Raw genomic sequence first — 15245 nt, forward strand, 5'->3', positions numbered from 1 at the left:
TGATTTTCATAACTAATATCACAATCTAAAGCAACTTTTTATCTCATCGTGACGAACTCCTCAGCCCCTGTTGGATGAATAGTTCAAAAGCTTTGGGAAAGCTTTTGAAGGCGAAAGAGAACTCTTTCGCAATTTTAATGAAAGGCATTCAGACAACTAAAAAGAAGAGTATCTCTATAGCTGAAAAAGTCTACTCTTTGCTTATCTCATCGTAACGAACTCTTCAGCCCCTGTTGGATGAATGGCTACCGTATTATCAAAATCTTCCTTAGTTGCCCCCATTTTAATAGCTACTGAAAAGCCTTGTATCATTTCATCGACACCATATCCGATTCCATGTAAACCAATGATTTTTTCTTTTTCACCCAGAGTAACCAATTTCATTTTGCTCGGCTGGCGATGATTTCCTAGTGCTGTGTACATCGGTGTAAAGTTTGAACGGTAAACTTTTACCTTATCTGCACCAAATTCTTCAATGGCTTTTTCTTCTGAATAACCGATTGAACCAATGGCAGGATGGCTAAAAATAACTGTTGCAACATCCTTATAATCCATTTTGGCATTTGGCTTATGGTTAAAGAGACGTTCTGATAACTGACGACCTGCCTTAACCGCAACAGGTGTCAATTCGAGTTTCCCGTTAACATCGCCTAAAGCATAAATACCTTTAACGCTTGTATTTTCAAACTCATCAGTTCTTATAAATCCCTTGTCGTCAAGTTCAACACCTGTTTTTTCAAGACCGAATCCAGAAATATTGGCTCGTCTGCCAATTGCCCAAATAACCACATCAACAGTGTAATTTTCCCCATTTTTCAATACCAAGGTTAGAGAATCATCATCATTCTTAATAACTTCTTTTGGAATTGCGTAAGTATGCAAGGTAGGACCACTGGCTGCCATGACGTCAACAAGCGTTTCAACAATTTCTTTATCGAATTTTCGCAAAGGACGGTTTTCTCGAACAAAAAGTTGTGTATCAGAGCCCAAGGCGTGTAAAACACTAGCTAATTCAACCGCAATATAACCAGCTCCGACAACAGCAGTTCGTTTTGGAAGCTCGTCTAAAGCAAAAAAATCATCTGAAACCATACCAAACTGTGCTCCAGGAATATCTGGATACAGTGCATGACCACCTGTCGCCACTAAAATATGTGGAGCGGTATAATATTTTCCAGCAGCTTCAATTGTATGAGCATCTACAAATCTAGCGTATTCATAAACACGCTCCACACCATTACTATCAAATCCTCTTTCATAAGAGGCATGAATACGGTCAATGTAAGCTTCGCGATTATTTTTCAAAGTTTTAAAATCAAAGCTTTTCTGCTCAAGATGAAAGCCATATTCAGCAGCGTAATTCGCTAATGTTTCCGCAACTTGTGCACCATACCACATCACTTTTTTAGGAACACATCCTAAATTAACGCAAGTACCACCGACTTCTTTACCTTCAAAAAGAAGCACTTTTGCTCCATGCATAGCCGCTCGATTGGCAGAAGCAATTCCACCTGACCCACCACCGATAACAATATAATCGTATTCTTTAACGTCCATGTAATCTCCTTGCCTAGTTTTTAATAAAGTCTAAAATTGCCTCTTCAGACAAAGATGAATCACAAACCACTCTTACATGACCGGCATTTGCGACCAATAAACCAGGGACTGTTGCGACTTTGTAAGTATTACGAAACTCCTCTAGTTCAGGAGTCGTATAATCACTGTTAATATAGTAAACAACTAATTGGTTTTCTTTAGCAACGTGAGAAAGCTTTGGTTCAAAACGTCGACAAAATGGACATGTCGGACGACCGATGAAAAGAATAAACTCGTCAGCTGTTTGTAATTGCTCTTTCGCAGCCGCTACTGAAATATTTGTGAAATGCTCTGCAAATGTCGTCATAACGATACCTCCAAAAATCTTAACCTAATCATATCCTAAGACTAAAAGAATCACAAATGATTAGCTTAAAAAAGAGCCCCAAAAGAAGCTCATTTATTTGCGAATGAATTCGCTGTCTACATCGCTATCATCTGAGAGATAACGCTCAACTGTCATATGCAAATCATATTTATCACGAAGCTCCGCTAGAGTTGCCATCATGGGAGATGCGTGATGAGCATCAATGGCATCTTGGTTTTCCCAACTATCAATCAATAGCAGAGTTTCAGGATCACTTGCTGGGAAGAAATACTCATATCTGAGATTGCCTTTTTCGGCACGGATAGCATCAGCTGTGCCAGATTTTTCCATTTCTTCCATAAATTTTCGAGCATTACCATTAACGCCTTTGTAATACAAATTTACTGTAATTGCCATAGCATCACCTTTTTCCTTTCATGATTATTTTAATAAATTTTACAAGCGTTTTCAATTATTCAACACAAAAAGCTAGCCTTTTAAGCTAACTTTTGACATGTCATTAACCTAGTGCCACGTCCATAACCATCATGATGACAAATCCGACCATCAAACCAAGCGTAGCCACGTCAGTGTTACCATTAGTCTGTGATTCAGGAATCAATTCTTCTACAACCACAAACATCATGGCACCAGCTGCATAAGCAAGGGCATAAGGTATGATTTGTAGCATAATAATCACTAGGGCAGCTCCTAAAACAGCCCCAATTGGTTCAACAATGGCTGACATTGCACCAAGAAAGAAAGCTCGAAAGCGAGAACTCCCATCAGCTCGAATCGGAATTGACAAAGCAGCCCCTTCAGGAATATTTTGTAGACCAATCCCAATAGCAAGTCCGATAGCGCCAATAAGAGCTGCACTGGTCATATTACCAGAAGCAAGCGCCCCAAAAGTCACTCCAACAGCCAAGCCTTCTGGAAAATTGTGAATGGTAATAGCCAAAAATAGCAGAGCTGTTTTTGAAAGTTTTTTCTTTGGTTGAATCCCTTCTGCTTCAGAGACATCTTTTCCCAGATGCAAGTGAGGGACAAGAGCATCAATTAATCGAAGGCTAAAAGCACCTAAAAGAAATCCAACTGCTGCCGGTACCCAAGCTAAATTACCATAATCAGCCTTGGCATAAGCAAGGGCTGGATCAAGCAGCGACCAAAAAGAAGCCGCAATCATGACACCAGCTGCAAATCCCATCATGACATCAAGCAATTTTCGACTAACTTTGGTAAAGAAAAAGACAACAGCCGACCCAAGAATGGTACAGCCCCAGGTAAAGAGGCCAGCTAACAAGGCTAAAAAGACAACATTCTGTGTCATTAGCCAATTCATCATAAAAAATCTCCTTATATGTGTATTTCCAATTAAAACGTTTTCTATAAATTCATCCCTATTTTACCATAGATATAAAAGAAAAACCTAGTAAAATACTAGGCTTTAGATAAATAAGTTTGTATCGTTGATAATTTTGCTTTCGGAACAAACATGACTTTTTGACGATGCGTGAAATCAGGTTCTTCACCATCAATAGTCAATAAGACATAACCAAGTTTTTCTCCCATCACCTTAGCGGCTGCATAGTCCCAAGGCTGAATGTAAGAAAAGTAAGCCAATAATTGTCCGGCCATAACTGCTGCCATACTGATTCCAGCACCGCCATAAACACGAACTCCTAAAGTATGCTCAATCATATCATGGAGTCCATGGTAGTTATACGCAAACATATTAGCATTGCAACCTACCAAGAATCGATTCATTGGTCGGTCTTGAAATGGTGGTAATTTTTGATCGTTCATATAAACATCAAATTGACCACCGCCACTATACAAGGTATCGTTCATCACATCATAAATCAAACCAAACTGACCGACACCATTTTCATAATAAGCAATCATAACAGCAAAATGCGTACCTTGCGCCACAAAATTGACAGTGCCATCAATCGGATCAAGTACCCAGACATTTCCATCAGCAATATCATGGTGTACGCCATTTTCTTCCGCTAAAATATGGTCATCTGGATAAGCTTGCTTAATTTTGGTGATTAGTAATTCCTGAGTTGCTTTATCTAGATTCGTTACCAAATCATCAAAACGCGTCTTTTCTTCGATTTCAAGATCCTTGACCATATTAGACTTAATAAAGTCACCTGCATCACGAATAATGTCTTTAGCAAATTGAAACTTATTTTCCAAGGGAAATGTATCCTTTCTCCTTTGCTTTAGCAGCTTTTACGGCTTGATAAGTTGAATAGCCACTGCTTTGTTGAAATTCGCGATCAATTTGTTTTTCCTGTGCTTTACTTTTCACAATTGTCTTAAAGGTTGCGTAGCTGTCTAATAAATCGCTAACAGCAACTTTCTTTTCATATGCGGCCTCAACCTGATTCAAAAAATGAAGCACTGATGCTATCTCTTCAGTGCTCCAAGACAAATCAAGTGGATAGCTGTAATTTTTCATACAAAGATGCCCAAACTCTTAAGAAAACAAATCGTTTTCCATAGCTCAACAGACATCAACCTGTTGAAGAGTTATTCCTTTCTATCCTTCAATTTCTGCTTTTATCGTTGCGTCACGCAATTCTTGCTTACGATAATCACGTGGTAAAAATGCACGAATTTCATCTTCATTAAATCCGATTTGCATGCGCTTGTTATCCAAAATAATAGGACGACGAAGCAAACCAGGATTCTTCGCAATTAAATCAATCAATTCTGAAACAGATAACTCGTCAAGATCAATATCTAACTTTTGGAAAACTTTTGAACGAGTTGAGATAATATCTTCTGTTCCATTTTCTGTGAAGGCCAAAATAGCCATTAATTCATCGCGACTAAGAGGACTGGTAATGATATTGTGTTCTTGAAATTTAACATCGTGTTCATTAAGCCAAGCTCGTGCTTTTCGGCAGCTTGTACAACTTGGTGACAAAAATAAAGTAATCATAAAACCACCTCTCTAATCTTCTTAACTTAATTATACAAAATTTTAAAAAAGTTTTCTATTTTTTCCCCAATTTTGGGCAAATTTTTTATCAGATTTTAGCTGTTCAACTAATTCATCGGCTCCAGCGAACTTAATCATGCCTCGAATTTTATCTAACCAGATAATTTCGACCGTTTCGCCATAGATATCGTTTTCAAAATCGAAAATATTTGCTTCCAGTCGCATGTCTTGGCCACCAAAAGTCACATTTTTTCCGATACTTGTCATTGAGCGGTAGCGTTTTCCCGAAACGATAATATCTGTCACGTAAACACCATCACCTGGAAGATAAACACGGTCTAAAACAGCAAGATTTGCTGTCGGGAATCCTATCGTGCGACCTCTAGCATCGCCATGAACAACAATCCCTTTGGTTGAAAATTCATAGCCTAGAAGACGATTCACCTCAGAAACATTCCCTGATAGGATTTCTTGTCGGATACGTGAAGAGCTAATCTTCTCTCCATTATCCTGAACTTCAGGAACAACAATTACATCACCATCAAAGATTTCTGATAAATGAGCTGCGTCTTTTCTATCGTGTCCAAACTTATAATCAAAGCCAACGACAATAGTTTTTGCTCGTAAAGCTTTGATATAAGTATTAAGAAATTCCTCTGACGAAACTTTCGAAAAAGCCGACGTAAAATCAATCAGGTAAAGATCATCAACGCCGTACTCAGCAAATTTTTCATAACGTTTTTCTGGTGCCGTCAAATTCAATAATAATTCTGGTGTAAAGCGAGCAAGTGCTAGACGCGGTGATTCATTAAAAGTCAAAACAGTTAAGTCTAGCTGATCGCGTTTGGCAATCGCTCTAGCTTGGTCAAACAGAGCTTTGTGCCCTTTATGCAGGCCATCAAAGTAGCCTAATACTAAAACACTGTCTCGAGTACGATCGATATCTCGAGCATCTTTTATATGTTGAATATTCATTTTTTCCATTTCATTATATAAACACTTTATTTGGTTTGTATAGGTCATCACGTGGAATTAGAATAGCGACAACTTTATCTTGATAGAAAGCAGCTATTTGTTCTTCAGTTCTATCTAAAGCAATTTTACGCCCAAATGAAATCTCTGTAACTTGATCTTCTGTCAAATCTACACGTGGCAAATCCATAACGCCATACTCGATTGGCAAAAGAAATGAAAAATCATCTTGCGCAACTTTTTCAGTGATTTCAGACAAAGTCAATGCATCTTCTAATTGAAGACCAGCTGAAGCTTGGCGCTCCAAATAAGACATATGACTGGCAAAACCAAGTGATTTTCCTAAATCGACTGACAAGGTTCTAATGTAAGTTCCTTTACTACAAGCAACTTCAAAGTCAAAATAACAACAATCATCTTTAAATTCTAACGGGCTAGTGCGTTTGAAATCATAGATTGTCACATGGCGTTCAGGTCGCTCAACTGTTTGTCCAGCACGAGCATATTCGTATAAACGCTTCCCATCGACCTTAACAGCAGAATACATTGGTGGAATCTGAGTAATATCACCAATAAAACTTTCCATAGCTTGGTCAATGGTATCTTCTGTCAGCTCTGTTGAAACTGGAGTCTTCTCAACAACATCACCACTAGCATCTTCAGTTGTTGTTGAAAAACCTAGGCAAATCTGCCCACGGTATACTTTTCCAGCTTCTGTCATATACTCAATCACACGTGTTGCTTTTCCGACAGCTATTGGCAAGACACCAACAACGTCAGGATCGAGCGTTCCACCGTGACCAATTTTCTTTTCATGTAAAATTTTACGAAGCTTAAAGACCGCATCATGGCTAGTCATTCCAGCCTCTTTTTTCAAGTTAATAATTCCGTTAATCATAATTTCTATTATAACCGTTTTCAGTAAAAAAAGACAAGCTAAAACTTTGTATTGTTTTAACTTGTTTGTGTTTTTTAAATGTCACGTTTGACATCACTGTCAATATCTAAAAATTCTTGAATGTCTTGCACATATTCTAAGACACCTTGAAATTCACCATTTTCATCACGAACGGCTGCATAAGTGACATGGATGAATTTTCCCATTTTTTCAGATTTAAACCACATGACAACTTTATCGCGTTCGCCTGAGCGAAGTAATTTAAAGACCTTTTTGACTTTATCTAACACTTTTGGTGGGTGGCAAAGTTCAACGTTACGTCCAATCTGACTTGGTGTACGTTTAAACACCATTTTTTCTGGAACAGTATTGTCATTAAAATATTGGAAGATATCGTCTTTATTAACAAAGCTTATTTCCAAAGGTAGATGATTTAAAATCAGGTTGGCTTGTTCTACTGACAAATACCCGTTGCCAAATGGCTGAGCAGTTGTTCGATCAACAGTTGGCTTTTCTTTTTTAGGTGTAAAGCTGATCGTGAACTGTCCTTCAGGCGTATCAATAACTTTCGTCAATTGATTGTCGTTTGATTCAGCATTAGTCTGACGAGAATCATCAGAATTAACAGCTACAGAAGCAGATTCTGATTTTTCGCTGTCAAATGATTCACGTTTTGGTTGCCATTTAGCCGTTGGTTTAATGATAGCATAACCGTATGCGTCACTTTCGTCAGCAATCGCTAACCAATCATCTTGGGTAAGAGCTTCAAGAAGAATCATCAGCAAAATAGCTTCTTCTTTGAAAATCATTTCTTCAAATTCATGAGCAAAAGTTTCAAAGGCTTGTGAAACTTCTGAAATTGAGATTTCTGGCAACTTACCCACTGCTGCTTGTGCTTTTTTAAAGAGCTCACGAATATCATCATCCACACCCCACATGACGCGTGGCGGAGCATCATGACCATGCTGTTCCATCAATGGGAAAAAGAGCTCTTCTTTACGCTTGTAATGATTATCAAATTGCCCTAGAAGTCCCATTTGAAATTTCAGGCCACGTAACAAATCATCACGAAAGTCTGCATTTTCAGGCTTCTCATAATTTTCGATAATACGACGAATGCGCAACATAGCTGAGCGTAAGGCAAGATTTTCTTGCTTAAATACATAAACAGGATGCCCTTCTTGTTCAGCATCTGGGACATCAACATCAGATACAGCTCCTTTAAAAAGATTAGCATGGACATTGCACAAGCCCATAACATCCTCAAAGGTGATACCAGTCTCACCTCCCATTAATTCGTGTTCCATCATTGAAATCTCAAGGGCAGAAACTCCTTTAAAGGTTTGATTAAAATCTTCTTGAACTGAATCAGCATCAGCACCATGGTGTAAACGCAACAAGATATCTTTTAGTACTTCAATACGATTTTCAGTCATTGTTGCCTCCAATCACTTCATAACCGTTAAATTCAAGTACTTTTTGAATTTTATCAAGTGAGACATTAGCCAGTTTTGCTCCTGCTTTCAGAGAAGTCACTTTGCCAACGGTATTTAGCATAGTTGCTTGCGCTAACGGTTTAAAACCTAAATCAACCAAAATAGCTTTAATCTCAGGGTGTTCTTTCACAACCTCAGCTACTGGTTTTGTCAAATCTATAATATTGTTCATTATAATAACCTCTTTTATTAGGGATAGGTTCATTATAGCACAAGAATTTTAAAACTGACTTCATCTGTCATAAAAGATGACAGCTTTTTAATCTTTCAGAGCTTCAAATTTTGCTCGCATTGTTGGATTTTTTCGGGTTAATTTCTTTACTGAAACGTCGTCAAGTTTATTATTTGCAAGGCGGAGTTGGTTTTCACTTGTTGTTAAGAATCGTTTTACTTCTTCCATACGACGGATTGATTTGTCGATTTCATCAATGGCTTTTTTGAAGTTATTACTTGCTGAATTGTAGTTTTTCGCAAAGGCATTTTTAAAGGTTTCAAGATCATCTTCAAAATGCGTAATGTCAATATTTTGTTCACGAACCAAGGCTAGTTCTTGCTTGTACTTAAGGGAATTAAGCGCAGCATTTCGCAAAATACCAATCAATTGAATAAACAATTGCGGACGAACCACGTACATTTTTTCGTATTCATGACTGACATCAACGATACCAGTATTAAAGTAATCATTATCGGCTTCCAACATGGTAACTAGAACAGCATACTCACAATTTTTTTCACGACGGTCTTTATCTAATTCTTTGTAAAAATCTTTGTTTTTGTGTTTGGTTTTTGTCTCATCAGCTTCATTTTTCATCTCAAACATGATAGATAGTATTTCAATACCATTTTCATCAGTTTCACGATAAATGAAGTCTCCCTTTGAGCCACGACTTGATACTTCGTTATCTTTGCCGAAAGTCGCATTTGGGAAAGCATAGGCACGCACTTTATTAAATTCTGTTTCAGCATAGACTTCTAGGCTTTCGCCGATTGCCTTAGTTGATTGCTGAGCTTTGAAGTTTTTGTAGAATTCAACCTGCTCGTTAGCAGCCTTCAATTGTGCTTCGTAGTCTCTTTTAACTGAAGCAAGTGATAATTCTGCTTCTTTTTCTTGAAGAGCTAATTTTGACTTAACATCATCTCGTTCTTTTTCAACGCTAGCAACTGCTTCTACCAGACTTGTTTTATTTTCAAGTGATAAACGTTCCAGTTGATTTTTAAGCTCAGCTAATTCTTTATCTTTTTCCGTTAAAGCTTTTGTTAGTTCCAAGTCTTTAGCTGATTGGAAATTGTCTAAGCTAGATTTCAACTCAAGAATTTCTTGATCTTTCTTAGCTAGTTGACGCTGATTTTCGAGCTCTAGGGTTTGTTTTACTTGCTCTAGTTGCGTTGTCAAATCAGCAATTTCTTTGTCTTTGGCACTAGCTTGAACTTGCAAATCATTTTTTGATTTTTCTTCCAAAAGTGCTTTTTCGTTTTCTAAGCGCTCATGAATTTCTTTATCAAACTCGCTACTACGAACTTGGGCTAACAATTGACTGTACTCTGTTTCATTAATGGTAAATACCGTTCCACAATGTGGACACTTAATGTTATTCATAATTTCCTCGCTTGAATCTTATAATACCCCTATTATAACAAAAAGAAGCCACAAGGACTTCTTTTATCTTTAGAATAGGTTCTTTGCAACATCATCACGAATATGTTGCCATTCTTGGTTTGCTCTAGTAATTTTTCGCTTGTAATCTTTCAGACCTTGTTCGTAACGTTGAATGAGAAAAGCTTGTTTGAGTGGCTGAAGTTTTGGTATTTGAATACTAACAATCTTTTTCGTATTCAAATTCATCACATTTTTTCCTGTATTAGTCTGCTCAAGGAGTTCTTGACCTAATTCAGATTCTAAGAATAATTTGATGTATGTTCCTGAAATATCAGCAGTTGGTCTTAATACAGTGATGTTAGCTGATGCAATAATGGCACTATCTTGGTCATGAAAAACAGCAACTTTTTTTACTGTTCCTTTTGAAGCGATTAAAACATCCCCATCTTCCAAAAGATAGCGTGAGACACTGTCTTGGTCAACATCAATCTTCTTCAAATGGTCGTAATCAATGCCAGTATCAGTCATGTCACTCAAATTAACAACTGATACATTTCCAGTATCTCCTAATTTTGAAACGGCCTTTCCCTTAAAATGCTCTGTCACGTCACTTAAAGGAACTTTAACAATTTGATTTGCCTCATATTTCTCAATCAATTCACTCATAGCTATCTCTCCTTATATGTTAGTATTATAATACTAATCTGAACATTAAACAAGTTAAAAGAGCAGTAGACCTACTGCTCCTTTACTATTTATTCGATTTTTTTCTAAGAACTCAATCAACTGATTTCAATGCTTCTAACATATCGACTGTTTTTAGGATATGGTTAACAAGCCAACCTAACAAGAATAGTATGCCAATAACAACGATGATTGGAATGATGTAGATTGACAAGCCGACTTCAGTTCCAAACTTGATCGAATCTGAACCAATCATATTCATAATCAGTTGATGCAAGTATTTTCCACCAATCAATCCTACTACAATACCAATCAATGACAAACTAATCGTTTCTCGATAAATGTACATGGTCACTTCATTATCATAAAATCCAAGAACTTTAATCGTTGACAATTCTCGAATCCGCTCTGCCACATTAATATTGGTTAAGTTGTAGAGAATAACCACTGCAAGTAAAATAGAAATAATGATTAAAATCGTCATCGCTCCATTAAGAGAAACAACTACTGAGTTGACATTTTTGATTAGGGAAGCATTTTGACTAACGGCTGACACGCTATCCATGGCTAACAACTTAGTAGACATATCCTCGATATTTTTACTTGAATGATCTTTAAGGGTGACAAGGTAAGCATTATCCTTAATGTCTTTGTCAAAGAATTTTTCATATGCTTTTTGTGACATAAAGAGATAATGACCAACATTCATCTCAGCAACTGCTGAAACTTTAAGAACGTGTTTTTTACTATTTTCATCCTTCAAGTCAAAAGAATCACCTGCATTAACATGATACAAGCTTGCTAATTTTTCTGATATGACAACACCATCATCCGTTAAGGTCAAGTCTTGTGCTGTTTTAGGATCTTTTAGATGAATAAAGTCTCCAAAATTTTTACCTTGACTAACCAAAATTGAAATATCCTGTTTATCACTCAAACCAGGAATATCCTCTGTTAAGTGTGACAAATAAATACTTTGGTATTTGGATACTTTTTTAGAATTTAAAACAGATGTCAATTCTTTTTGGCTACTGCTATCATCACTTGTGACCACAATCATATCATAAGGCATCAAACGTGAAAATTGGTTATCAATGATTTTTCCTAAAGAAGATTGAATGCCAAGTCCTGCAAATAGCAAAGCAACCGAACCAGCTACACCAAATATGGTCATCAGCATGCGCTGCTTGTATCGGAAAATATTTCGAGCAGTAACTTTATGTGTAAATGACAAACGGCGCCAGATAAAGCCGATACGTTCTAAGAAAATTTTTGACCCTTTGACTGGTGGTTTTGGCAACAAAAGCTGAGAAGGTTTCTCACTAAGCTCTCTTCTAGCGATAATAAAGGCTGGCAAGACCGCACTAACAAGAGCAAATACGATTGCAATCAAAGTATATGACCAATAGAAATAATAAGTCGTACTTCCTAAAGTTGTATCACCTGTAACAATCTCAGCAATGACTCGTGACAAAATGTAATGCCCCGCAAAAATTCCCAAGATGGTTCCTGTCATGCTGGCAACAAAACCATAGATAACAAATTTCTTAATAACGTCGCTATTGCTGTAACCGAGAGCTTTTAAAACACCCGAATTAGTGCGTTCTTCATCAACAAATCGTGTCATTGTTGTGAAAGTCACTAAAGCAGCAACAACATATAAGACAACCGGAAAGACATTGCCGATGCTGCCAATACTTGAGGTACTTGAAATGTAGGTTTGATAACCTCCACCACCTGGCAAGGTTGAGCGAGTATACGTTGTATAAGTCGGCTCTTTCATAGAATCAAGCTTCGTTTTAGCGTCACTAATCTGCTTTTCACTCTCAGCAATTTGAGCTTGCGCTTGCTTGATTGAGTCTTGTGCTGCCAATTGTTGCTCATTTGGTAATTGTGCGAGCATGGCTTTTTGCGCTTCCAGTTGAGATTTAGCTGCATCGACCTTTGCTTGATTAGCATCAAGTGAGGTTTCTTTTTCTGATTTTAATTGTGCTAAGCGTTGGCTAGGATTATCATAAAGCAAGTCCTCTAGCGCTTTTTCTTTTTTAGCTAATTTTTCCTTATATGTTTCAGAAAATGGATTTAGATTTTTTAAATCATTGTAGCGAATTCTAGCAACCGTGTAAAAATCGCTGTCAAAAGTTGATTCTGGAACAATGGCATAGTATTTCAATACTCCGTTTCCAGCACTTGATGTTCCAAGGCTAGATTTTGAAAGAATCTCTGAGGAATTGACAAAGCCAACAATTTTAAATGTCGTTTTTTTCAAAATGCCTTGTTCGTCAGATTGGGTAAAGCTGATCTTATCACCAAGATGGTATTTCTTTTGCATGGTTGAAGCTAAGGCAATCTCATCAGTAGCTTTGGGATAAACACCTGAAACTAACTCATATTTAGAAATACGCTTGCTGTTTGAAAACACACGAATAGCATCATCGGTATTTTTAATTGTCACATCCGTCAGATAGCCATAATCAACTTCGCTGTCTTTGATCGTTGCTAGCTCTTTTTGATCATCATCACTAAAACCGTAGCTTGCAATGACTGACAAGTCCATGGTATTTTGCTTTTTAAGATAAGCACTTGCTGTCCTTTGCATGTCAGGTCCTGTTACTTTCAAGGCGACAAAGGCAAAGGCTCCAAGCATCATCAAGAGCATGATGGATAAAAAACGACCTTTAGAACTTCCGATTGATTTTCTGATATCTTTCCAATAAGTCTTTTTTGACATAGCCATCACCTCAGTATTCTAGTGTTTCAATATCTTGAGGATGCTCATTAACTTCGATACTGCTTACCGTAGCATCGTGCATGTGAATCACACGATCAGCAATTGGGGCAAGAGCTGAATTATGCGTAACTATAATAACAGTTGAACCCTTATGGCGTGACATATCTTGCAAAATTTTTAAGACTTGTTTTCCGGTTTGGTAATCAAGGGCACCTGTCGGTTCATCGCAGAGCAATAATTTTGGATTTTTTGCCACCGCACGCGCTATTGACACACGCTGCTGTTCACCCCCAGATAGCTGAGCTGGAAAGTTATTAAGACGTTTTCCAAGTCCCACATCAATCAATGTCTGCTCAGCATCTCTTGCATCGCTAACAATTTCTGAAGCTAGTTCCACATTTTCTTTAGCGGTCAAATTGGGCACCAAATTGTAAAATTGAAAGACGAAACCGACGTCATTACGACGATAAGTTGTCAATTCTTTAGCGTTGTATTTAGCAATATCAACCCCATCAATCAAAACTTGCCCTTCATCGTTCGTGTCCATACCACCGAGAATATTTAAGACAGTTGATTTTCCAGCTCCTGAAGCCCCTAAAATAATGACCAATTCTCCTTTTTCAATGACAAAATTAATATCATTATTAGCCACAATTTCAGTTTCACCTGCTTGATAACGTTTATAAGAATGCTTCATTTCAATATAAGCCATGAGATTCACCTCTTTAGTTTTCTTAATTAGACATCTTGTTGATTTAATTTGGACTATATTATATAATTTGATAAATTAATAAACAAGGACAAAAATAGACAATCTGTTCATTTTAGACCAGGACTAAGAAAGGAGCTGATTTTTATGGCAAAGAGACAAACAGAAACCAAAAACTATCTTAAACAAGCTTTAGCTAAACTCTTGTTGGAAAAACGGTTTGAGGAGATTAGTGTCTCAGATTTAACCAAAACTGCTGGTATTAATCGTGGAACATTCTACCTTCATTATGTTGATAAATGCGACATGATGGACCAACTAAAAAACGAAACGCTTGATGAGTTATTAGCTATTCTAAATGACGACTCTCTTTTTTCTGATAGTCAAACTGTTATCATCCAGTGTCTGGACTACATCCGCAAGAATTTTGAGTTTATTTATGCCATTTCAAAATCATCTTCTTCCGATTTCTCTAAAACTATCAAAGATTTTATTTACAGCTTTCTTTTGACTATCCCTGATTTCAAAGATATTCTCGTGAGCTATTATGAAATTCCTTATCAATATGCGCTTGAAGTCTATTTATCTTCTATTGAAAGTATTATCTCTCTTTGGGTAAGTAATGGTGGAATTGAAAGTTCTGAAGAAGTCACCGATATTATCCTTAAAGTTGCTTCGCTTGATAAAATGGTATGATAATACTGAGAAAATCTCACTTTAGATTAAGTGAGATTTTTTAACTATAGTGAGTTTACGGCAGCAAGAGCCGCTTGATAATCTGGATCTGAGTTAACATTTTCCAAGTATTCAGCATAAACCAATTGATTATCCGTATTTAAAACAAGCACAGCACGAGCTAGAAGATGCCATTCTGCCATTAAAAGACCATAAGTCTTCCCAAATTCATTGTCATAGTAATCAGACAACATAACCGCTTGATTAAGACCTTCGACACCACACCAGCGTGCTTGAGCAAATGGCAAGTCTGCTGAAATCGTAATTACCACGGTATCAGACATAGCTGAAAGTTCTTTATTAAACGTACGTGTCTGTGTTGAACAAATCCCTGTATCAATTGATGGCACAACGCTAATTACTTTTTTCTTTCCAGCAAAATCAGACAAGCTTTTAATACTTAAATCAGATGCTCGCAATGAAAAATCTGGTGCTGTTTCACCAATTTTTAGTTGTTTACCAATTAAAGTTACGGGATTTCCAAGAAAAGTTGTCATCGTTTATTCCTTCCATTTATGAGAGTTTTTTTGTTATTTGCAAGAAAAGAAAGCCTTTTACTCTCCT

The 15245-nt window shown here is 37.1% G+C and carries 17 protein-coding genes; 1 reads left to right on the plus strand and 16 read right to left on the minus strand.

What is annotated here, in order from left to right:
* Positions 1-201: 201 nt before the first annotated feature.
* The 15 genes from gorA to BLR83_RS02930 all read right to left on the minus strand — a co-directional run bounded on the left by gorA (position 202) and on the right by BLR83_RS02930 (position 13949).
* Positions 202-1557 (minus strand): glutathione-disulfide reductase, encoded by a 1356-nt coding sequence (gorA, locus tag BLR83_RS02860; RefSeq protein ID WP_074560208.1) that lies wholly within the window; start codon positions 1555-1557, stop codon positions 202-204.
* A 13-nt stretch (positions 1558-1570) separates the two neighbouring features.
* A complete protein-coding gene (locus BLR83_RS02865; RefSeq protein ID WP_074560210.1) occupies positions 1571-1903 on the minus strand; it encodes a DUF6568 family protein in 333 nt (110 codons plus the stop codon).
* 93 nt (positions 1904-1996) lie between these two features.
* The gene (locus BLR83_RS02870; RefSeq protein WP_074560211.1) at positions 1997-2320 is read right to left on the minus strand and encodes a putative quinol monooxygenase; all 324 of its coding nucleotides are present in this window, start codon (positions 2318-2320) and stop codon (positions 1997-1999) included.
* 103 nt (positions 2321-2423) lie between these two features.
* Complete coding sequence (locus BLR83_RS02875; protein ID WP_074560213.1) at positions 2424-3248, minus strand: ZIP family metal transporter; 825 nt, start codon at positions 3246-3248, stop codon at positions 2424-2426.
* A gap of 95 nt (positions 3249-3343) precedes the next feature.
* The gene (locus BLR83_RS02880) at positions 3344-4108 is read right to left on the minus strand and encodes an inositol monophosphatase family protein (protein WP_074560214.1); all 765 of its coding nucleotides are present in this window, start codon (positions 4106-4108) and stop codon (positions 3344-3346) included.
* A complete protein-coding gene (locus BLR83_RS02885) occupies positions 4098-4373 on the minus strand; it encodes a UPF0223 family protein (protein ID WP_006532215.1) in 276 nt (91 codons plus the stop codon). The genes BLR83_RS02880 and BLR83_RS02885 overlap by 11 nt, the downstream gene beginning before the upstream one ends.
* 81 nt (positions 4374-4454) lie before the next feature.
* Positions 4455-4859: a Spx/MgsR family RNA polymerase-binding regulatory protein gene (locus BLR83_RS02890; RefSeq protein ID WP_006532216.1), complete on the minus strand. Its 405-nt coding sequence runs from the start codon at positions 4857-4859 to the stop codon at positions 4455-4457.
* Between the two features lie 42 nt (positions 4860-4901).
* Complete coding sequence (locus BLR83_RS02895) at positions 4902-5834, minus strand: bifunctional riboflavin kinase/FAD synthetase (RefSeq protein WP_327084550.1); 933 nt, start codon at positions 5832-5834, stop codon at positions 4902-4904.
* Positions 5835-5847: 13 nt separating this feature from the next.
* Positions 5848-6729 (minus strand): tRNA pseudouridine(55) synthase TruB, encoded by an 882-nt coding sequence (gene truB / locus BLR83_RS02900; RefSeq protein WP_074560218.1) that lies wholly within the window; start codon positions 6727-6729, stop codon positions 5848-5850.
* 74 nt (positions 6730-6803) lie between these two features.
* On the minus strand, positions 6804-8165 hold the full coding sequence (locus tag BLR83_RS02905) for a DUF438 domain-containing protein (protein ID WP_074560219.1): 1362 nt from the start codon (positions 8163-8165) through the stop codon (positions 6804-6806).
* A complete protein-coding gene (locus tag BLR83_RS02910; RefSeq protein ID WP_074560221.1) occupies positions 8158-8397 on the minus strand; it encodes a DUF1858 domain-containing protein in 240 nt (79 codons plus the stop codon). The genes BLR83_RS02905 and BLR83_RS02910 overlap by 8 nt, the downstream gene beginning before the upstream one ends.
* An 87-nt stretch (positions 8398-8484) precedes the next feature.
* Positions 8485-9822: a DUF2130 domain-containing protein gene (locus BLR83_RS02915; RefSeq protein WP_074560222.1), complete on the minus strand. Its 1338-nt coding sequence runs from the start codon at positions 9820-9822 to the stop codon at positions 8485-8487.
* A gap of 69 nt (positions 9823-9891) precedes the next feature.
* On the minus strand, positions 9892-10488 hold the full coding sequence (locus BLR83_RS02920) for a restriction endonuclease subunit S (protein ID WP_074560224.1): 597 nt from the start codon (positions 10486-10488) through the stop codon (positions 9892-9894).
* A 112-nt stretch (positions 10489-10600) separates the two neighbouring features.
* Positions 10601-13237: an FtsX-like permease family protein gene (locus BLR83_RS02925; protein WP_074560226.1), complete on the minus strand. Its 2637-nt coding sequence runs from the start codon at positions 13235-13237 to the stop codon at positions 10601-10603.
* A 10-nt stretch (positions 13238-13247) separates the two neighbouring features.
* Positions 13248-13949, minus strand: coding sequence for an ABC transporter ATP-binding protein (locus BLR83_RS02930; protein ID WP_074560227.1), 702 nt, complete (start codon positions 13947-13949; stop codon positions 13248-13250).
* A gap of 144 nt (positions 13950-14093) precedes the next feature.
* Between BLR83_RS02930 and BLR83_RS02935 the strand changes: the two genes are divergently transcribed.
* Positions 14094-14642 carry a TetR/AcrR family transcriptional regulator gene (locus BLR83_RS02935; RefSeq protein WP_074560229.1) on the plus strand — a complete coding sequence of 183 codons (549 nt, stop codon included), beginning with the start codon at positions 14094-14096 and terminating at the stop codon, positions 14640-14642.
* A 44-nt stretch (positions 14643-14686) separates the two neighbouring features.
* Here the strand turns inward: BLR83_RS02935 and tpx are convergent, their stop codons facing one another.
* On the minus strand, positions 14687-15178 hold the full coding sequence (tpx, locus tag BLR83_RS02940) for a thiol peroxidase (protein ID WP_074560230.1): 492 nt from the start codon (positions 15176-15178) through the stop codon (positions 14687-14689).
* Between the last annotated feature and the right edge of the window lie 67 nt (positions 15179-15245).

The organism is Streptococcus equinus, assembly GCF_900101445.1.
GTDB classification, from domain to species: Bacteria; Bacillota; Bacilli; order Lactobacillales; family Streptococcaceae; genus Streptococcus; species Streptococcus equinus_B.